The 18,725-nt window shown below is 47.8% G+C and carries 24 protein-coding genes; 5 read left to right on the top strand and 19 right to left on the bottom strand.

What is annotated here, in order from left to right:
• Window positions 1–2 precede the first annotated feature (2 nt).
• Window positions 3–896, bottom strand: coding sequence for a DUF72 domain-containing protein (locus DEO27_RS21115; protein WP_112575391.1), 894 nt, complete (start codon window positions 894–896; stop codon window positions 3–5).
• A 259-nt stretch (window positions 897–1,155) separates the two neighbouring features.
• On the opposite strand from DEO27_RS21115, the gene DEO27_RS31525 reads away from it, so the two are divergent.
• Window positions 1,156–1,332 (top strand): hypothetical protein, encoded by a 177-nt coding sequence (locus tag DEO27_RS31525; RefSeq protein WP_190295168.1) that lies wholly within the window; start codon window positions 1,156–1,158, stop codon window positions 1,330–1,332.
• The gene (locus DEO27_RS21120) at window positions 1,329–1,856 is read left to right on the top strand and encodes a GNAT family N-acetyltransferase (protein WP_112575389.1); all 528 of its coding nucleotides are present in this window, start codon (window positions 1,329–1,331) and stop codon (window positions 1,854–1,856) included. Before DEO27_RS31525 ends, DEO27_RS21120 begins: the two co-directional genes overlap by 4 nt.
• Window positions 1,857–1,921: 65 nt before the next feature.
• Here the strand turns inward: DEO27_RS21120 and DEO27_RS21125 are convergent, their stop codons facing one another.
• The 18 genes from DEO27_RS21125 to DEO27_RS31530 all read right to left on the bottom strand — a co-directional run bounded on the left by DEO27_RS21125 (window position 1,922) and on the right by DEO27_RS31530 (window position 16,786).
• On the bottom strand, window positions 1,922–2,344 hold the full coding sequence (locus DEO27_RS21125) for a hypothetical protein (RefSeq protein ID WP_112575388.1): 423 nt from the start codon (window positions 2,342–2,344) through the stop codon (window positions 1,922–1,924).
• A 212-nt stretch (window positions 2,345–2,556) separates the two neighbouring features.
• Complete coding sequence (locus DEO27_RS21130) at window positions 2,557–3,780, bottom strand: hypothetical protein (protein ID WP_112575387.1); 1,224 nt, start codon at window positions 3,778–3,780, stop codon at window positions 2,557–2,559.
• Entirely contained in the window at window positions 3,755–4,729 is a 975-nt protein-coding gene (locus DEO27_RS21135) for a hypothetical protein (RefSeq protein ID WP_146750136.1), read from the bottom strand. Before DEO27_RS21135 ends, DEO27_RS21130 begins: the two co-directional genes overlap by 26 nt.
• 68 nt (window positions 4,730–4,797) lie before the next feature.
• A complete protein-coding gene (traM, locus tag DEO27_RS21140; protein ID WP_112575385.1) occupies window positions 4,798–5,928 on the bottom strand; it encodes a conjugative transposon protein TraM in 1,131 nt (376 codons plus the stop codon).
• Window positions 5,929–5,933: 5 nt separating this feature from the next.
• Window positions 5,934–6,272 carry a hypothetical protein gene (locus DEO27_RS21145; RefSeq protein WP_112575384.1) on the bottom strand — a complete coding sequence of 113 codons (339 nt, stop codon included), beginning with the start codon at window positions 6,270–6,272 and terminating at the stop codon, window positions 5,934–5,936.
• 4 nt (window positions 6,273–6,276) lie between these two features.
• Window positions 6,277–6,894 carry a conjugative transposon protein TraK gene (gene traK, locus DEO27_RS21150; protein ID WP_112575383.1) on the bottom strand — a complete coding sequence of 206 codons (618 nt, stop codon included), beginning with the start codon at window positions 6,892–6,894 and terminating at the stop codon, window positions 6,277–6,279.
• Between the two features lie 15 nt (window positions 6,895–6,909).
• Complete coding sequence (traJ, locus tag DEO27_RS21155; protein ID WP_112575425.1) at window positions 6,910–8,124, bottom strand: conjugative transposon protein TraJ; 1,215 nt, start codon at window positions 8,122–8,124, stop codon at window positions 6,910–6,912.
• Between the two features lie 5 nt (window positions 8,125–8,129).
• Window positions 8,130–8,777, bottom strand: a complete 648-nt coding sequence (locus tag DEO27_RS21160; protein WP_112575382.1) for a TerB family tellurite resistance protein — start codon at window positions 8,775–8,777, stop codon at window positions 8,130–8,132.
• 10 nt (window positions 8,778–8,787) lie between these two features.
• The gene (locus DEO27_RS21165; protein WP_112575381.1) at window positions 8,788–9,474 is read right to left on the bottom strand and encodes a hypothetical protein; all 687 of its coding nucleotides are present in this window, start codon (window positions 9,472–9,474) and stop codon (window positions 8,788–8,790) included.
• Window positions 9,458–10,144 (bottom strand): conjugal transfer protein TraI, encoded by a 687-nt coding sequence (locus DEO27_RS21170; protein WP_112575380.1) that lies wholly within the window; start codon window positions 10,142–10,144, stop codon window positions 9,458–9,460. Before DEO27_RS21170 ends, DEO27_RS21165 begins: the two co-directional genes overlap by 17 nt.
• A 52-nt stretch (window positions 10,145–10,196) precedes the next feature.
• A complete protein-coding gene (locus DEO27_RS21175; RefSeq protein ID WP_146750135.1) occupies window positions 10,197–10,580 on the bottom strand; it encodes a hypothetical protein in 384 nt (127 codons plus the stop codon).
• An 11-nt stretch (window positions 10,581–10,591) separates the two neighbouring features.
• The gene (locus DEO27_RS21180; RefSeq protein ID WP_112575378.1) at window positions 10,592–13,048 is read right to left on the bottom strand and encodes a TraG family conjugative transposon ATPase; all 2,457 of its coding nucleotides are present in this window, start codon (window positions 13,046–13,048) and stop codon (window positions 10,592–10,594) included.
• A gap of 3 nt (window positions 13,049–13,051) precedes the next feature.
• Window positions 13,052–13,366 (bottom strand): DUF4133 domain-containing protein, encoded by a 315-nt coding sequence (locus tag DEO27_RS21185; protein ID WP_112575377.1) that lies wholly within the window; start codon window positions 13,364–13,366, stop codon window positions 13,052–13,054.
• 21 nt (window positions 13,367–13,387) lie between these two features.
• Window positions 13,388–13,732, bottom strand: a complete 345-nt coding sequence (locus DEO27_RS21190; protein ID WP_112575376.1) for a DUF4134 domain-containing protein — start codon at window positions 13,730–13,732, stop codon at window positions 13,388–13,390.
• A gap of 17 nt (window positions 13,733–13,749) precedes the next feature.
• Window positions 13,750–14,310, bottom strand: coding sequence for a hypothetical protein (locus DEO27_RS21195; protein WP_146750134.1), 561 nt, complete (start codon window positions 14,308–14,310; stop codon window positions 13,750–13,752).
• Window positions 14,311–14,460: 150 nt separating this feature from the next.
• A complete protein-coding gene (locus DEO27_RS21200; RefSeq protein ID WP_112575374.1) occupies window positions 14,461–15,297 on the bottom strand; it encodes an RteC domain-containing protein in 837 nt (278 codons plus the stop codon).
• Between the two features lie 93 nt (window positions 15,298–15,390).
• Window positions 15,391–16,518, bottom strand: coding sequence for a hypothetical protein (locus DEO27_RS21205; RefSeq protein ID WP_146750133.1), 1,128 nt, complete (start codon window positions 16,516–16,518; stop codon window positions 15,391–15,393).
• A gap of 91 nt (window positions 16,519–16,609) precedes the next feature.
• On the bottom strand, window positions 16,610–16,786 hold the full coding sequence (locus tag DEO27_RS31530; RefSeq protein ID WP_190295169.1) for a hypothetical protein: 177 nt from the start codon (window positions 16,784–16,786) through the stop codon (window positions 16,610–16,612).
• A 147-nt stretch (window positions 16,787–16,933) separates the two neighbouring features.
• Here DEO27_RS31530 and DEO27_RS21210 point away from each other — a divergent pair, with 147 nt between their 5' ends.
• From DEO27_RS21210 to DEO27_RS21220, 3 genes are all read left to right on the top strand, one after another.
• On the top strand, window positions 16,934–17,665 hold the full coding sequence (locus tag DEO27_RS21210) for a histidine kinase (protein ID WP_190295171.1): 732 nt from the start codon (window positions 16,934–16,936) through the stop codon (window positions 17,663–17,665).
• 61 nt (window positions 17,666–17,726) lie between these two features.
• Window positions 17,727–17,969 (top strand): hypothetical protein, encoded by a 243-nt coding sequence (locus DEO27_RS21215; RefSeq protein ID WP_112575370.1) that lies wholly within the window; start codon window positions 17,727–17,729, stop codon window positions 17,967–17,969.
• Window positions 17,966–18,697 (top strand): LytR/AlgR family response regulator transcription factor, encoded by a 732-nt coding sequence (locus DEO27_RS21220; RefSeq protein WP_112575369.1) that lies wholly within the window; start codon window positions 17,966–17,968, stop codon window positions 18,695–18,697. The genes DEO27_RS21215 and DEO27_RS21220 overlap by 4 nt, the downstream gene beginning before the upstream one ends.
• Window positions 18,698–18,725 lie beyond the last annotated feature (28 nt).

Raw genomic sequence — 18,725 nt, forward strand, 5'->3', positions numbered from 1 at the left:
AATTATTTAAGCGACTGACCGGGAATCTGGATTTTTAAGCTGAGTTCCCGGTTCAGGCTATCAATGAAATAATCATACAATGACAATGAAGGCGCGTCGCCGGCGTGGATGAAAAAGTAAAGGGACCTGAGGCCGGTTTGCTTCCACGCTTTAAGCCGTTTGACCCACTCATCTAACCTGAGTAAATCTGTTCGCTCGTCCCCGCAATTAACGAATCGTATAAAAGCATGTGGGACCGTCAGTTCCATGTGTAGGCAATCCCGCCTTCCGGCCGTGTCCGAGACGACCGCACCGATATTTAGATCACTGAGCAAGTTAAACAAACTATTCCGGTGTTCTTCCGCTGCAAACCAGCTTTTATTCCTTACTTCGATATACAAAGGCGCATCTGAAGGTAAAGATGATAAATAGGACCTCAATTCGGGAAAGCTCTTGGGTGAGAAGTTATCCGCCAGTTGAAGAAACAAAGGTCCGAGATGTTTTCCGAAAACGGAGATATTAGTGTAAAATTCGTTGGTTTGTTCCTCTACATTACGAAACCTGCGGATATGCGTAATACTCTGCGGGAACTTGGGGCAGAATTTAAAGTCAGGTATGTCCTGAACCATTTCTTTCCAGGCGGCGATCCGTTCCCGGGGTTGTGGCTGATAAAATGTAGCCCCAAGCTCTACCGTATTAAAATACCTGGCATAATTCCTTAAAAAGTCTGCGTCTTTGGTTCCTTTGGGATATAAGCTGCCGATCCAATTCTTATAACCCCACTTTGGCGCGCCCACAAAGGCTTCAAAATCACCCACAGGTTCCGCGTTTTCGAAAACCCGTAAAGTTCTCACGCTGTCCGCCGGCAAGTGATGATCAAAATTTGTTATGTCTATTTCGTTTCTACCAAAGTGCATAATCAAAGGTATTGAGTCCTTTCAAAAAAGCATTATCATACGCTAAATAAATTGTCCGATCGCCGGCATCTCTGCATTAAAAAGAGTCCTAAAAGGAGCATAACGGACATATTGTTTATGCGATGCACTTATACTCTGCTGGATGGCCGGCATGATCGCTTAATTTGACCGAAAAGAAAAAATAAATTAATTTCAGCCGCTGGGTATGGGACAATTACTAAGGATAAATTTTGAGAATCAAGATTATAGTTTCAGGATCTTGAACAAAGAAGCAATTACGCGTGAAACACAGATCATCGATCTGCTGCTGGACGGCCAGCCGTTGACGATCATTAAAGAAGGCAAGTTTTGGGTGGCGGAAAAACCAATGCAAGGTATTACGGCCGACCTGGTTAGTGCAGTCGCTAAAAACATCGCCCTACGTTTCCGGATATGACCGTTATCGAAAACGATGCCTATTGTATCGAACCTTTAGCCGCAAATGATGTCCTGCAACATGAAAGACTGGCCTCGGAAATCTATCAGTTATTATCCGATGAGCATACGTTACAATACCTACCCGACAAAAAACTCACATCATTGCATGAGGCCAGGATCTGGCTGAGTACCGCTATATTAAATTTCTATTCCGGCCGCAACCAGGTCCATTTGATCCGCTCAAAGTCGAACGGTGCATTATTAGGTGTTCTGGACCTTATACCGCCGGTAGTGGCTAAAGAGCATTACCAGCTGGCACACTATCCATTTTTTATCGAATTTTATTTGAAAGGACACGTCCGGGGCAAAGCATTAATGACGGGATTACTGCCGAAAGTAGTCAAACATTTGGAAGGTAAAGGGATCCGAGAACTGGCAGCCGTTGTCAACCGGCGTAATATTCCGGCTGCAAAAGTATTAAAGCGTTCCGGTTTCAGGTTAGCCGGAATTTTTGATCAGATGCAGGATATTTATTATTACTGAATACCTTAAAAATTTATGACAAAATAATTTTAAAGTCGCTAGAATTAGTATCATGCAAAACCGGGTTAGCCCATTGAGATTTTCTCAATATAAGATTCCAATACACGAATAAGAAGCTGATATTTTAAATTTTTTTTTGAGTGGATAAGTTGCATCAGCAGGAATATCCATAAAACAGCCAGTATCATTGATCCCATCAGAAGTCCCATCCTGATTTCCTGGAAGGGCGATCCCCCCCTGAACGCTAAAGCCGAGATAATTGCACTAACCACGAGAAAAACCGAAATAAGTTTGTAGAGACTAAATCCCTGATAGCGTTGTTCTTCAGCCTGACGTTCTTTGAGTAAGACCACAAAAAATTTTAGTTTTTCAAGACTTACAGGAGGAAAGCCGGAAAAAAAAGCCTGAATCTTGGATACCTGCACATCCAAAGGATTAGCAGGCTTCAGCTGTTGCTTTTCAAAATAAATGAGTTCCTCGACGATCATGTTCAAAAATAAAGATTTCCGGCAGTTTTAATTGATATGTTGAAAGTTCTGCTCAATCGCCGCCAAAAATAAAAGCCCCAAAGCGCTCGCCGCCGGGACTTTTTCCTAAACCTTATCACAATGAGCTTAGGAGAGCTCATTAAAGCCAAAGATGATGATTAATATGGATTTACTACTGGTTTGAGAACAATCGTGATTTGCTGTGACGACGATCAAACTTTTACACTGCTTTTACGGGACTGCTTTTTCTCAGGCTCCTGCGCTTTTGAAGAATCACCCTGCTTTTCTGATCTGGTTTGTTTTTGACTTGTTTCCTGTTTCTGGGCAGGTGGGAACAATTCTTCCCTTTTCATCTTTTTCATTTGATGGTCAAAGACGTTGACAGTTTTATATTGCGGGTTGGCAGCGATAAAATACTTCTGCTCATTGCCGTCCTTTTCGACCGTAATCTGCTGTTTGTTGCCTTTCTTTAGCGAACGAAGCAGGTCTTCCCTTGATTTGGGATCATTCATTTCCTTGATTCCCTTGCCGTCAAGGAATTTTTCGACGTCAAAGCTGTGCTGCTTTAAACGGGCATTCCCGCCATCGGTCAGGTCCTTCCAATCCAGCTTCACCCAGGCATGATATTTCTCCTGATCTTTATTGAACAGCTGCTTGAATACCGCCCTGCCGTCCAAGCCATCCGACCGGTCCATAAGGTTAAACGCTTCCTTCGCCGTAACGCCGTTACCTTTGTTGATATAAAAACTTTGCGTGGTGTTTTCATTGCCTTGTTTTACAGAGGCGTCGAATTTATTCAGGAAATACATATCCTGATTATTCCCGGCCTTAAAATGAAGCGTATAGTCGACTTTACGCTGGTTATATTCCTGTTGCGTGGTCAGGTTAAATTCAGGCGTTTTCGCTTTGATCTGCTTTTCCATTTCACCGTTCAGCTTCTCGCCAAACCCAAGGTTCAGCAGACTGTTCTTCAAAAATTCTACGTTCTGATTCATTGGACTATGATTTAATTGTTGGAAATAATCGATTTGTTTCGGGTTATCGGCAGTCAGGTAAGTACTCGCTTCTGCTCTGTTCATGATCCACGGCACTGTCGGCTCGTCCGGCTGTTTTAGGACCAGTTCTTTAGCCAGCACCTTCGCGGCAACGTCCTTATGGACGTCCGCGCTGAATCCGCGTGAACTTTGATTCATCGTTCCCTGCTGATATAAAAAAGCATCGTAACTGTGCAATACAACTGGCCCCTCCCGCACGGGGCGGTAGAGATCGAAAAAGAAATCAAACGCCACCCGTTCAGAAACCTCGCGGTGCTGGATTTGAAACTGGACATTGTTGCTCAGGACACTCTCCCGCAGCCGGTCAACCAGTTTCGGCGAAACAAAGCCGAGATCAGCCAGTTGGTTCTTCAATTCAAATAAGTTTGTGGCGCGATCCATTTTTCACTCCTTTCGTTAAGTTTTGTAATTCAGGTTCCGCTTTAATGCTATTATCCGCCTTTTCCTTCTTCTGCTCAGGTTGAGGGGGGTTGAAAGGCCGGTAATCGGCATCGAAAAGCAGGATCTTTTTGGTTGCAGGGTCAGCCTGCAGGAAAACCTCATGTGATTGCCCGTGCTGTTTCCATTGAGTTTCTACCTGCTGACCATTCTCGAGCAGCCGGGCAAACTCCGTCTTGTTACCAGATATAGCGGGGAGATCGCTTAACACTTTTCCGATGTCAAAAGCATAATCCGGATGGTATTCCCGGATACCTTCTGATCCGAGTTGCACCCAGCGTTGCTGTTCCCGCCCTTCAAAATCAGGGTAATTTTGTTTAAGGGCACGTCCCTCTAAAAGCCCTCTGACCTGATCGACTTTAAGATCCGGCCACTCGGCTGTCATAAAGGAGTGCGAACTGACTCCATGATCGCCGCGAAGTAATTTTCCGTCGACCCGGTTCAGCTGGAAATTACCATAGGCATCTTTTTCAAAATGCAGGTTCAAACCAAGTTTCTTATCCCGTTCAAGTTGGGAATCGACAGCAAGCTTAACCTGGCGCTGATCCTGGTCCAGATGATCTTCCAATCTGCCGGCTATAGAACCAAGACCTGAATTCCTCAACATGGTCTTCAGAGTGGTCATATTATTTTCCCGTTGTATCCGTTGTTGCGCGAGGAAAGCGGGCCGGTCGATATAACGGTCTTTCAGCCGGTGAAAAACCCTGACCACTGGATTAGGGAATATTTGACGCTCAAGTTTCTTGATCTGGTTATTGAGCAATAGCATAAAAGGCTGTTCATCGGGTCTCGCCGTTTGGATAAGCCGGTGCCGGGCCTCCCTCAGGTGGTTGTATTGAAGCCTGCTGATACCGGACTGGTCAGCTATACCTGTTCTGAGCAGGGGATCCATGACTTTCTTTCGATCTTCCAAGTCGCTGAAAGCCAGGAGTACCCGGTTGGTCATTACTTTCATTGGGCTTAGGGATTGATTTTAAGCAGGACTGGATAGGCATCACCAAGCCTGACCTTGATTTTCCTGGCCTTTTTGCTGAAAATGCTTTTAGCCGCGTTCACGCCGCCCGCGGCCGCCTGCGCGCCGATACTCTGGTCAACGGATAGAAACTGCATACTTTGGATCGCGTTATCGCCGGCGGAAATAGCGGCCCCCGATATTTCCGCTTCAGGGGCAGGAATACCCGGCATCCCGTCCAGACTGAAAACAGTCAGGTTTACCGGCAATATCTGCTTATCCAGCCTGATATTTCTGATTGTCAATAGCAGCCGTTGGTTGGTTACCTGGCACATGCCAAACAATTCCTGCCCTTTCGGCAATACCTGGTTCTTAACCGTCAATGTATCGGTCAGCTTCAGTTTCACGACGCCGCCGTCCGCTACTTTTTGTTTTCCGTCAATAACTGCGGGAACAGCGCGAAAAGGCTGCGCTGCAGAATCCGTCTTCGGCGGATTGGATTTGCCTGGTGAATTTTCGGGGCGTTGCGAATTCTGTAATGTTTGCAATTGCTCCATCAGCTTGCTTAATTGCTGGATCTCCGGGTCCGGGCTATTATCGGCATGCATACTGTTAACCATCTTTTGGATCTGCTCTACATTTTTTACAGCTTCCGAATGTTCAGGGCTATAGGAAGGTGCTGTTACCGCAGGCTGTGGCTGATGGAGCTGACGGTTAAGTTGTGAAAGCCGCGCCTCAATTTTTGCGGATTGTTGGTCGGCAGTAAAAGGCTTGAGGGTATTAGCTGCCTGCTCTTCCTTGGGTACAACACTATTCCTGCTTCCAAAACCCATGCGTTCAACAAAACTTTGGCTGATGCCATCTGTAGCATGAGCGGAATCGTTGTTCGAGGACTGGTAAATCCCCATTTTATCTTTGGCTTTATCTTCTTTAAACTGCGCTGAAGGTAAAGCCATATCGATCCCTTTCTGCTCTGCCACGGGAAAAGACGATTTTGCAGATTTCCCCCCGCCAAGTGCCCAGAATGCCATAGTGGTAAATGGGAGTACCAGCAAGGGTAATACCATAAGGAATCGTCTTTTCTTTAAAAATTCATTGCTATGCTGCGGCTTCGCAGCCTTCTGTTGTTGCTTTTTCATAAGATCTATTTTCGATGGGTTAATGAATCTGTTTTTAATACGGTATCCTCCCCGGGCGGCTGGCCATTTGACGCTTCGCCGATATGCCGGGAAACGTAGCTTCCGCTGGTAATCGGCGCCGACTTCCCGCGCTGCAGGATCAAACTGGCTACCATCGCCCCCGCAAATACCGCAATGATCGCGGCCAGTATCCCCGCTTGCCGGCGAAGGGAATAATTACCGACCATCTTATTCATGCGCATGCTGACATGATCCTGCCACCGGATGACCTTACCGGCGATCCTGATCGCCAACGGATCATTTGCCGCGTCAATAGTTTTCGGTTGTCTGCTGAATAGGTTCATAGGATTAATGTTTAATCGTTGTGTCGCGATTCGTCAATACCTGCCAGTGCTGGATCAGGAATCCATGTGGATTATTATCGGTCTGTTGCTGCATATCCCGGACCTCTCCACGGGTCACCAGCTTCCGGGTTACTGTGCTGCTCGCCCGGATAAGCTTTTCGGTCGCGTAACAGGTGAAGGAATATGGAAATTGGTTACCCTCCAAACTCGTACTGTCTACCTTGATCCGCTGCGAGATGTTCGCGGAGATCAGGTTATTGAAATATCCGGACTCCTTGAGGTTATCGTACTGGTGTTTGGCAGATTCGTCGGCCAGGTAAAGCGCTTTAGAGATATTGGCCTGTATGGCCTGGTCATCAGGGCTAAGATTGAAAAAATCCTCGTGAAAAGTCTTAATATGGTCTCGCAGCTCTACCGGCAGATTGCTCTTCCGGTCGGACGCGAGCGCCTCCAGCACTTTCCCGTTGTAAAGGATATGAACGGTTTGTTGTGCCCTGGCAACCGTTTTACTATTGATATAGCAGACAAAACAGGTAATGAAAATATTTGCGCCGATCAGCACGATGCTGAAAACTTTGATATGCTTAAAGGCGGTGTCGATATTTTTCAGATGTGTAAACATGGCAGTCGTTTTTGGTTAAGAGACTTTATTATCTTTATCACCGGATAAGCGCCCGGCCTGGTAATTATCGACCTGGTTTTCCCTACCGCCGGAACGGTATCCCGCTGCAAGATCACCGGGTGCTGAAGCGAGATTAAACGCACCGTTTAAGGCCCGCTGCCCTCCGGCCGTACCTGCCTGCGTAATCGTACGGGAAGACTGGCTGATCAGCGTATTTACTTTTTGTAATAAACCGTTGCCGCCACCCGCATTCACGATATATCCTGCAATGCCGGGCACGGTGAAATAACCGAGGATGCCAATGATCAGGAAGATCAGGTAGGCAGTATCGGTGGAACTGAAGAAAGTATCACCGGTATTTTCCACCTGGGAAATATCCAACTTGAGCATGTTCTCCTGGACCTTGCCGATGATGGCCCCGAAGATGTTGGCCACCGGCAGCCATAGGAATACATTGATGTACTTGGCTAACCAGACAGACAGCGTATGCTGAAATCCGTCAAATACCGCTAAACCAAAAACAATTGGCCCGAGAATGGCAAGCACGATCAGGTAAAAGGTCCTGATGGTATTGATACAAAGTGCAGCGGCTTCATAAAGCACCTGTAAAACTTCTGACATCCATTGCTTTACCGTATTTCTGAAATTATAAGATGCTTTGGCCATGGCGAATTTTACATCATTGCCTATCCCATCAATGACACCTTCATTTGCACCTGTTGGGTCATCGTGATGCGTGTATTTATACCAGGTTGCACGGTCCCCCTCTCCACTTTCCCCGACATACATTTGCCAGGTTTCCGTCTGCTTTACTGCCGCCTCTTTGGCCTGCAACAGTTTTTCAATGGCGGCATCCGAATTCTGTACCATCCCTGAAGTAGCGATGACGGTCGGTTGCATGACGCCATTGATCACAGCGATCACGCCCGGAAAAATTATCAATGCGATACCTAAGGCAAAGGGACGCATCAGGGGATAAAAATCGATAGGCTCGGCATTGGCGATCTGACGCCACACCCGGTAGCTGATATAAAGTAATGCACCAAAACCCGCAATAGCGCGACCCACACCGATGAGTTCGCCGCATAATGGCAGCATATCATTATAAACGCTGTCGAGGGTTGCCTGTAATCCGTGTATATCATCAGCGATGCCTGCGGCGCGGGAATTGAATGGCAATAGCATCATGGCCCCGGCGACGATTCCGGCGAATAATAATTTGTTTCTCATCATGATCAATTTTTAATGGTAAATACCTGTTTCATTGTCCGGCTGTCCGCCAGATCTTTGGCGCGCTGGATAGCGAGCAGCGCTCCCTGCCGATTAAAAGACCTAAGGAACTGTAGCTTATCCGATCCTGTCGCATAAAGCCGGTCAATGCCTTCGATGCGCTCGGCGTCTGACATCCGAAGTTCATTTGCGGTAATCAAATGAGTAAGTTCCGTCAGGTCATCCAAACTTTCGGCGAGAAGTTTGGAATACACATTTTCCATATAAGAAAGCTCAGCCGCGCTGAAAACGCCCCGCCTCCGGAATCCGGAGATCGCAGACTTATATTCGCTTACTAAACTAACCTGCATACTGATGACCTCCGCTACACGCCCGTAGTTCCTGATGGAAGGGTTGATGGCCATCAAGCTTCCCAGGTAGAGATCGTGCAGGTTAAAATTACCTTTGGATAAGTTCGAGACTAGGCCGTAACCTTTATTATAAATCTGGTAGCCGGTCTTCATATCGTTAAGGATATTCTTGAACTGAGTTAGTTTCTCCACATCCAGGATTAATTGCTGGAGTTCCTGGCTTTGAGCCGATGCCTTCTCTGGAGAGATGAAGGAAAACAACAGTAAAACCAGGGGTAAAATGTATTTCAAAAGATGCTTCATAAGGAAATGGTTAATGCTTGAAGTATAAAGCGTTGCTCGTTTGAATAGCGTTCTTTTCCTGTTGCCGCTGAATGACCAGTATTCTAACACTGTTCAGGAAAGTCAGGACAAAGCGATAGTTGTCCTGCATCGCTCCATGGATCTGACCGATCAGCCGCAGCCGCTCGGAATCATTCATTTTCAGCTGACCATCCGTGATGACCTGCTCAAGGTGAGCGATTTGTGAATCGCAGTCCATTTGGACGGCATCCCCTACTCTTGCTACGTATTGCTGCTCCTGAGGCATCAATACGGTGTAGGCATCACCCGGTCCCAATGCCTTGAGTATTTCGCTCCGCCAGTTCAGAATCTCGGTAATCTCCGGGCTTTCTCTGATCGAAGGATCAGCCGTTTCGAGCCTGGAATAGAATCCGTTGTGAAGGGTATATTCCGAACTGAGATAACCGGAAATGGAACCGAGCCCTTTGCCTGCGATCCTGTAGCCATCCCTGACATAGCCGCCCAATAATTGGAGAGCGGCAATCTGCTGAAGCAGGTATTTCTTTTGCGTACTGTTCTGCCGGAACCATTCCGCGAAAGTTTGTGCATGGACGTTTGAGCCCTTGGCTGAAACGATCAGGATCCAAAAAATGTAGAAAAACAGCTTAAAAACAGGTGTACTGCTTTTGCTGGTGTTGTCGTTATTGCGGAATTTCATAAAGTTTTTTGATAGTTTTTATTTCACCTGTTTCCTTGCCCCGCTGCTGGCTGAGTAATATATTCTGTTCGTTGAAGCGATGCAGGTCATCATAGTTTTCATCGAGCCGGTCACCCGCTTTATTGATGAGTACGAGACGCTGCTCATCGGTCATTTGGGTCTTAAACCCGTTAATGACCATCATGATCTGATCCAGGTTCCTGAGACTGGCATCCAGCATCCCGGCATACACCTCTTCCATATAGCTTAATTCTGCCGGGCTGAACCGGCCATCCCGGTTGACCACCGCCCAGGCTTGCCGGTACTCCCTGACCATCGCCAGTTGCTTTGCGGTCATATCCTTGATCCGCTGATAATAAGTGATCACAGATTTGATCCGCCACAGCTCATCATAATAGTTGCTGTAAAGCTGCCGCTGTTGATCGGTCCATCTGGTAATTTCGTCGAGCCTGAGTTTGGAAAGCTGGTTCTCCAGAACCTTCTGCGCATTTTGCAGCCAGATCGTTTGGTTTTGCATGCGCTGAACTTTGAGATCGATCGCTTTAATTACTTTCGTAGCTGCAGCTTTGATGACGTCTGTAATGACGAACTGTGCCCTGGCATTTTCCGCAGATACCGATACCAGCACAAAAGCAAGACTGATCGGTAGTGTAACCTTAAAAATTTTCATAATCCTCCCTTCTCCCGGGATTTCCGGGCAGTACTATCGTTTGAATAGGATATCAGTTTTTTACTTTTTGATATGGCGTAGTTCTTAACAGGATGCCTTGATGATCGGGTGAAATCCTGATTTGCCTGCCGTATTGGCCCTCTGTCAGGACCTGATGATTCGCATCCCAATTGCCAACCCATTTACTTTGCTCATATTGCCGAGGCAACATTCTGCCATTTTTGATTGAGTTGAATCCGGTATGTCTCTCAATCAGAAATGTCATACTTTCAGAATTCAACTCGGATATGATAAGTGTATCTGAGGCAACGCTAAACTCGCTTCTACCATCATTTACATAAACGCCGGAGAGGTTTTGTTCTTTATTGCTTTTGCAGGTCGCAAAAATCATCAGACCACAGAAAAGCACGAATAAATTGATTTTAAATGATTTCATAAGACTTGCGATTACTGAGAATGATTTTGTTTTTGTTCTTTAACCATTGCGGTGATTCCCTGCTCCATACCGCCATGGAGCGAAGCCAGTTCCTGGATCTTCACCCGTTCGGTACCTTCTGTAGTGTAAGCGAAATATTCCTCGGAACAGAGTTCGTTTTTGACCACTTTCATCACCCGGCCGCCGAGGTCGATATAAATGTCCCGGTTTTCCTTGCTGACTGATAAGACCTGCGCTTTCCCCTTATCCGACATCCCCAAAGTAGCCTGCAGTTTATCGAACTTGTTCAGGTAGCTGCGCATATCCATCAGGATCTTGATCGCTGCATTGTTGATGATCGCATCCTTCACGATGGGTGAACTGATCAGGTCGTCCAATTCCTGGGTGACCACATTCGGAACGCCGTTGAACTTCCGGATAGTCTTGAAAGCGTATTGGATGAAACCGGCCATCCCTGAATTGGCGATAGCCTTCCAGGCCTCGTCGATCGTCAGCACCTTACGGATGCCTTTCAGTTTCCGCATTTTCGAAATGAACATCTCCATGATGATCAGTGTCACCACGGGGAACAGGATCGGGTGGTCCTTGATATTATCCAGCTCGATAACCACGAATCGCTGCTCCAACAGATCGATGTTATCGGTCGCATTCAGCAGGTAATCGAATTCCCCGCCGGCGTAAAATGGTTGAAGTACGTAAAGAAAGCTGTCCAGGTCGAAATCTTTGTCTTTGACTTTATGAGCTTTCAATACCTTGGCATAGGTTCCATACAGATAATCATAGAAAGTATTGAAAGATGGAAATATATCGCGGTGTTTTTTTAGATGATCATAATAACCCTGTAAAGCATTGGATAGGGCTACATATTCGCTCCGGATAAAACTTTCGTTCTCCTGTTTCCATAAAGTCACCAGCAAGGCCTTCAGGCTTTCCTTTTTCTCCGTGTCCAGCGTTTGTCCTTCAGGGATATAGAAGGGGTTGAACCGGATAGGGTTTGCTTCTTCATAGGTGAAATAATAACCGCCGACCAGTTCACAAAGGCCCTTGTAACTGCCCCCGATATCGACCGTTACGCAATGCGCGCCCTGGTCATACAACGTTCGCAGGATATGGTTGACCGTCATGCTCTTTCCGCCGCCTGATGTGCCGCAAACCAGCATGCCCATGTTCGAAGTAATACCTTTCTTTCTCGGCGCATCGAACAGATCGATGTACACCGGTCTGCCGGACAGGCGGTCACAGAACCGGATCCCCTGGGATGGCGGATCACTCCGGTAATTGCTTTCCAGGTTCAGGAAGCAGGTACCCTGTTCCAGAAAAGTATCGAAGGTATCATTCAGCGGAAAGTCCGCCGCGTTACCCGGGATACCGGCCCACCAGATCTGCGCTGCGCCGTCCGATTCCAGTTTGGCGCTCGCTCCGAGTTGCGCCATAGCGGAGCCTACCTGATTCTTGATCTCCTGCAGTTGCTCCGGCTGGTCGCTCCAGACCATGACATTGAAATGTGCTTTGACCGGCAGTCTTTGCTGGCTGATCGCCTCATTAAGGAAATCATTGGTCGCATCCATGCTGATCGTGTTTTCCCGGCTGTAGGCGGACAACGACTGCAGCCGCAGCTTCTTCGCCTCCAATTGCTTGAGCACTTTGGGCGTATCCTCGATGAAGAGGAACTGGTTGTAGATATGGTTGCAGTCGAGCAGAAGGTTAAGCTGGCTGGCAAACCCTACCGGGAACTTCGTCTGGTCGGTGCTGTACTTTTCATAAGTGATCCTGCTGCCGCACATGGAGGGCATATCTTCAGCATCCCCCAGCGTATAGATACGCACATGATCATCTCCGATCCGGATGCCGTCATTCAGGTGTACATCCTTCAGCACGGGCCGTTCCCCGCCGTCCAGCAAAAAGCAATATTGTTCCAGCAATCCGGCCTGTTCCATCGTACCGGCCAGTTCATCATCTTGGATCCGGCGAAGCGATAATAAACCGCAATCGCTGAGGATCCGCGCAAACTGCCCGGCTTTCTCCTCGAACTCCAGTAATTCCCTGTCGTCGGTAACCTGGCGCGGAACAAGGTGCTTCCGGAACAATCCGGAAAATGCGCTGCTGGCCTGCTTTCGGTCACCGGCTTTTTTGGTCAGCATCAGGTAACAGTCATGGTCGAGATAGGGCCGGCCCCGGAAGTGCCTGTCAGCGGCCCGGTTCAGAAAGCTGCTTTCCGCCAGGCCGTTACCCTGATACTGTTGCCTGATGAACCGGTCCTGTTTGTGAATGATACTTTGCTTCGGTAATACCTTAACGGCACGTATCCAGGCCTGGTGATAGGCTTCGTACTCGTTATCCGCTAACGTAAATATTTCGGGCAGCATCAGTTGATAGGCTATGGTGATGTCGCCCTGCGCGGAAACAAGGCAGTCATGTTCCACTTTATAAACCGGGAATATGCGCGCTGCATGTTGAAATGTCGCCATGGCTTATCGTTTTAAGTGAAGGAATAATTTGCGGGAACTGAACTTCAGGTAGCCGGGAATATAGCGTTTCGCCGTCTTTTTCATCAGGCCATGCTCTCCGTACCGGTTACTGAGCTGGAAAACCTGGTAAAACAACCCTCCGCCGGCGGCGGCAAGTACCAGGATGCAGAGATAGACCGGAACGCCCGTAATGTAAAGGATCGCGAACAGGACCAGCAGGGTCACCAGTCCGCCTCCGAGGTAGCCGATATACTGGGCCTTGAGCCCTTTAAATTCAATGGACCTGTTAATGCCTTTATTGATTTGATAGATCGCCATGTTGCTGCTCTCCTTTCCTGTTTAAATCCCAAAAAATGATTTGAGCACAGTGGCTACGACCACCAGGAAAATACAGCTGCCAAACCAGGCGGAAGCCATCTTGCCGGTATCATGTTCGCCGTCGTTCCATTTTTTATAGACCTTGATCGCACCCACCAGTCCGCTAACCGCCCCGATCGCATACATCAGGTTGGTGCCCGTATCGAAATAGCCTTTAACCTGGTTGGTCGCTTCGGAAATACCCGCGTTACCATCCGCCGCCCACAGGTCCTGTATGGAAAGGGCGATAACGGAAATCACCAGGAACGCGATCTTAACAATGGCAGTGATCCTGCCTTTCGCATGTTTTAAAACTGAGATTTTCATATGGATATGTTTAAGGGTTAATGATTCGTCCAGTAACTTTCCAGTTCCCCGGCGCTGAGCTCGAAGGGGAATTGGCCTTCACTTTCTTCCAGCAGCGTTTTGGTCACCTGCTGACGATAAGGGGATTCGCCGAGTTCCGGGTATTTTTTCACCAGGATCCTGAACAGCATTTCGAAATTTTCTTTGCTTTCTCCGGATTCGTTGATCACCCGGATCAGCGTTCTGCACTCGGACATCATCCCGGAGAACGATGCGGCCACTTCTGCGCTGGCCCCTGCCCTAGCGGCAGTTAAGGTGTTGTCACCCCCATCTTCGTCCGGATTATCAGACGGTCCGAACTGAAGTTCTTCTTCTTCCGCTGCTTCCCGGAGGTTTCGGGCAGATCCCATCACCGTATAAGCCGGCTCGGGGACAAACCCGGTTTTAGCCGGATCGGTCACTGCCTGGCGACCGGAAAGCCGGTACAGGAATGCAAGGATTTCCTTTTTGTAAAAGAAAGCCGCCACATAAGCGTAGTAAAGGCTGAGCAGGATCGCCATACCGGAGATGAATGCTGGCCAGGAGATTTGATTGAGCATATCGGGGTAGATTTTCCGGGGCTCCATTGCCGCCGGGTACGGTACAAAATTGGCCAGCCTGCTCCACGGATTGCTCCGAGGTCATCCGACTCGGAGTATGACTTTTTTCATTTTTTTTGCAAAAAAAAGCGGCTAATGCCGCTTTAGTATTCAGTATTTGAGTTTCTTCTGTAGCCTGGTCATAAAGGCTTCCTTCATTTCGTCGATGTAGAGCGTCGGGCTGGGCCTGCCGCATAGCCAGTCATAGGTATCATAGAAATTACCCAGGGAAATATTAAAGGCACGTTCAATGAATTTCACTATACTTTTCAGGTTCTTCTTGCCAAACGCCTCGGTCGCATGCCAGCTATAGACCAGTTCGATCAGCGCGACCTTGGTTTGCTTCCAGTCGAAATCCGTCAATTCCTGGTCTGTACCCGAAATGGCCTCTTTCCGGCTCAGCTTGCAAATGGCCTGTTCCAGATGTTCCTGCAGGAGTGCGCTCGCCAGCACCTGGGCCAGCTTATTGTCATGACTGGTACTGAACGCCGGATCAAAGTCAATGACACACAGGTCCGGATCGAGTTGAACATCATACTGGCCCCGCATAAAATAATGCTGGTCGAGGTACGTAGCCTGGGTGCGGACATATTGAAAAAACGACCGGTTGCTCTCGAAAAAATGATTGAGGATATTAATCTCCTGGCTGTAATAATCACTGATCACTTTGCTGTCCCCGATTGGTTTACGAAGTTCGATGTTCAAAAGCGACTGGTGAAAGATCAGCTGGCATTTGAACTTGGGTTTGATCTTTTTAAAAAACTGGATCTCCTCCTCGGCTGAGCCGGGTTCATGCTGTTTGCAAAAATCCTTCAGCTTTCGGAGGCTCCGCAGACATAGATGGACTGATTGTTCAAGCCTTTTGACCAAATGGTCTTCTTCCAGCAGTAAGGTGTTCAGGTCTTTATTCAGATCTGCATATAACCGTTCACTAAATTTTAAAATCATAATTCACAATGCTAAAATGAACAGGTTTGCCACCCGTCAACCGAAACAGGTGAACCTAGCAATTCCTGCGGGTATCAGTTTTTCATAGGCATCTTATTTAGGAAAATAAACTTTATGGACATAGGCGACCATTCGCTGAAGGTAGTCCAGCACGACAGCCGCAGTAAGCTGATCCTTGCTGTAAAAGGCATGGTTGAAACTTTTGATCGAAATCCGCCCTTGCTTTTTTGAAGTAAAGTGCCGGATGAAAAAACGCATGATCGCTGCCGCGTTTTGCTCCGGGAAGCACCCGTTCTTGTGAAAGACACGGACAAACATGGCGAACTGCGGTACGGACAGCACCAGCCGCATTTGCTCATCTGTTCCGGGGTATGCCGCCAGAGGATCGGTTGCGGCATCCGTTACCTGCAGCCGCAACCAGGGCAGGATCTGCTCGTCGATCGACGGAAGCTCCCTGATGAAACGGTCGTCGGGGTTCACATGGATATCGAATAACGCGTCGGCTTCCCGCGCAATCCAGTTTTCCGGTTCGCCGGCCCGGTTTTGGTAGTGGCGCCTGAGCCAGTTGGCGAACCGGTGAGAATTCAGGTTTCGCTTGAATAAGATACGGACGAGTCGCTCCGTCGTAGCTGCATCACCACGGTTTAGTTCATCAAGGACCAGCGTAAGCAGACCGTCGATCTTCGCCAACCTCCGGTAACTCAGACCGGAGACCTGTCCGTCTGCCAGGTAGTCCTCCACATCCGCGCACAGCAAACTTAAAAGTTCAGGGGCAGCACCCCGCGTGGCCGAAGCGGCTATTTGATCAAGGTATGCCGCGATAACCAGCTTTTCCTGCCTCACCGTATAGGCGGAAACGTGATAATCGAGGTCAAAAAAACGATAACAACGCTGCCGCAGGAACTGGAGTAGCTGCTCCAGTTCCGCAAGGATCTCCTGGATGAACAAAGATTTGCCGGCTGCCGGCAGTGCAGGGTTTGCCCGGTCAACCCGGTCGGAAAGCTGCGTAATACCGGCCTGGTGAAACAGAACGTACCGGCTGATCACGTGGTCTTTGGCCGCACTGAAAATCCTGGTCGTCCAGTTGTTCATGGCCTTTTCACATAAATTCCTTAAACGGAAAAGATCAGGAGGCAGCGTTGGCCCTGCGATCCCGGCGGCATCCTGCAGGGCTAAAAGTATTAAATTCTCGATATCTAATAATTCAGACTTCAGTAACATAAAATACTTTAAGCCGCATAATCATATATGCGTTGATAAAAAATCAAAAAACAAGCAGAAAATCGCTTATTATTGAATTATTTATAATTATTCACACTTTCAAAACAATATGGCTACTAATCGTAGTTATACTGGTAACTGTTGTATTAGTAGGATCCGTCCCCGTGGGCGGATCAGTCTCGCCAAAATGATTTTTGGGGAAAGGTGCCTGGTAATCGCATACCGTACTGACCCTTTTGATCAGTCTTTTTGTTCTTTGCGTTTTCATCGGTTTCAGTTTTCAGGCAAAGCTATCCGAGCGGATGTCCGTGGTTAACTTTATTACGCAACGAGGCATTTGCGCCATGCAGAAAAAGCTTTGCTTTCAAACTATTCAATCAAGCATCGTGAAACAATGACGTTAAAAAAGAAATTAATGGTTCATGTATTTATCTGGCTGATTTACATCAGCTACGAACTGGGCTTTGTGGCGATAACGAGTCGTATCCATATCACCCCCGCACCGCTGCTGATCTACTATGGCCTTAACATATCCCTGTTTTATTTCAATGCGCACGTACTGCTCAGCTTTGCGTTTTTAAAGACACGGAGACGATATTTAAATTCAGCCTGCCTGATCATATTGGAACTGGCGGTATACCTGGCCATCAAATATGTACTGGATAACCTGCTGACGGGCTACTTTACTTTAAGGTCGGGACACCTGCCTGTATCACATCTCTATATTTATGAAAATCTGTATCGTGGCGCAAGTTTTACAGGTCTGAGCATCGCTTACTTCTCGACCCGTTACTTGGCCCGGTTCCGCGAAAAAGCCTACCAGGAAGAAACCGGGAGGCTCAGGGCGATTACGCGGAACCTGGAATTGGAAAATCAGATTTTTTCCGTCGAAAACGCCTACCTCCAGAATCAGATCAGTCCTCACCTGCTGTTCAATTCCCTGAGCTTTATTCATAGTGCCGTATACAAACTTTCTGACGCGGCCGGCAAAGGCATCATGCGCCTGGCCGAGCTCATGCGGTATTCACTGGTCAGCGCCAACGGTACCGGAACAATACCGCTGCCCAGGGAAATCGAACAGATGGAAAACCTGATCGCCCTTTGTGCGATGAGGTTCCCCCGGAGAATTCTTCGTCCGGGTCCATAAGAAAGGCCGCCTGAAAGGCAGGGAGATCATTCCGCTCGCGCTGATCACACTGGTAGAAAATATGCTGAAACACGGCGACTTAGGGGACAAGAAACATCCCGCCCGTATCAGCCTTGAGTTGGCAGAAAATCGCCTTATTTTTGAAGCATCCAATAAAAAGCGGCAGGTAAGCCTTTATCCCAGCGGCGGGCTAGGGTTGAAAAACATTGAAAAACGGCTGCAGAATCATTATCAGGACCGCTATTCGATGCTGATCAGGGACGAGAATGAACATTTTACGATAACCTTAACTATTAGCTTATGAACCTGACATGCTACATCGTAGACGACGAATCCGGAGCCATTGATCTGCTGACAGAATATATTGCGCGCATGCCCGGATTGGAACTGACCGGGGCTACCCAGGATCCCATGACCGCGTTGGACCAGCTCACCGGGGAACATGCGCCTGACATCACGTTTATCGACATCGACATGAGATTGCTTTCGGGGCTTGAACTGGCAGGTATGGTCAATCTCTACACTATGGTCGTTTTCACCACCGCGTTTCCCCAGTATGCCTTGCAGGCATTTTCGAAAGAAGCGTTTGATTACATACTTAAACCGATAAGTTACGACCGTTTCGCGGACTGTGTTCATCGCGCCAAACGCAAGATAGCCAGGCGTTCTAAAGTTTACCCTGCAGGAATTCAGGATTTCTTTAATATCAAAAGTGAGATCAAGGGCAGGATGGTGAGAATTCAAATGGATGAGGTAGTCTACATCGAAGGGGCCGGGAATTATATTACGATCCATACCCGTGATACCAAACATATGACCTACCTCACGATTAAAGAGATCATACCTCATCTGCCGTCATATTTCGCCAGGATACACCGCTCATTTATCGTTAATATCAATTACATCAGAATAACGGAAAGAGCGCGGGTCAGACTGGAAAATGGCCGGGTATTGGTCATGGGGAATAATTACAAGGAATCTTTCCTGGAAATGATGGATGCCAGACTGATCAAGACCGGCCGGGCATCCTGACCTTTGCTGCGCCTCAGCTTTTGCTGCG

The sequence above is a fragment of the Mucilaginibacter rubeus genome (assembly GCF_003286415.2).
Classification (GTDB): domain Bacteria; phylum Bacteroidota; class Bacteroidia; order Sphingobacteriales; family Sphingobacteriaceae; genus Mucilaginibacter; species Mucilaginibacter rubeus_A.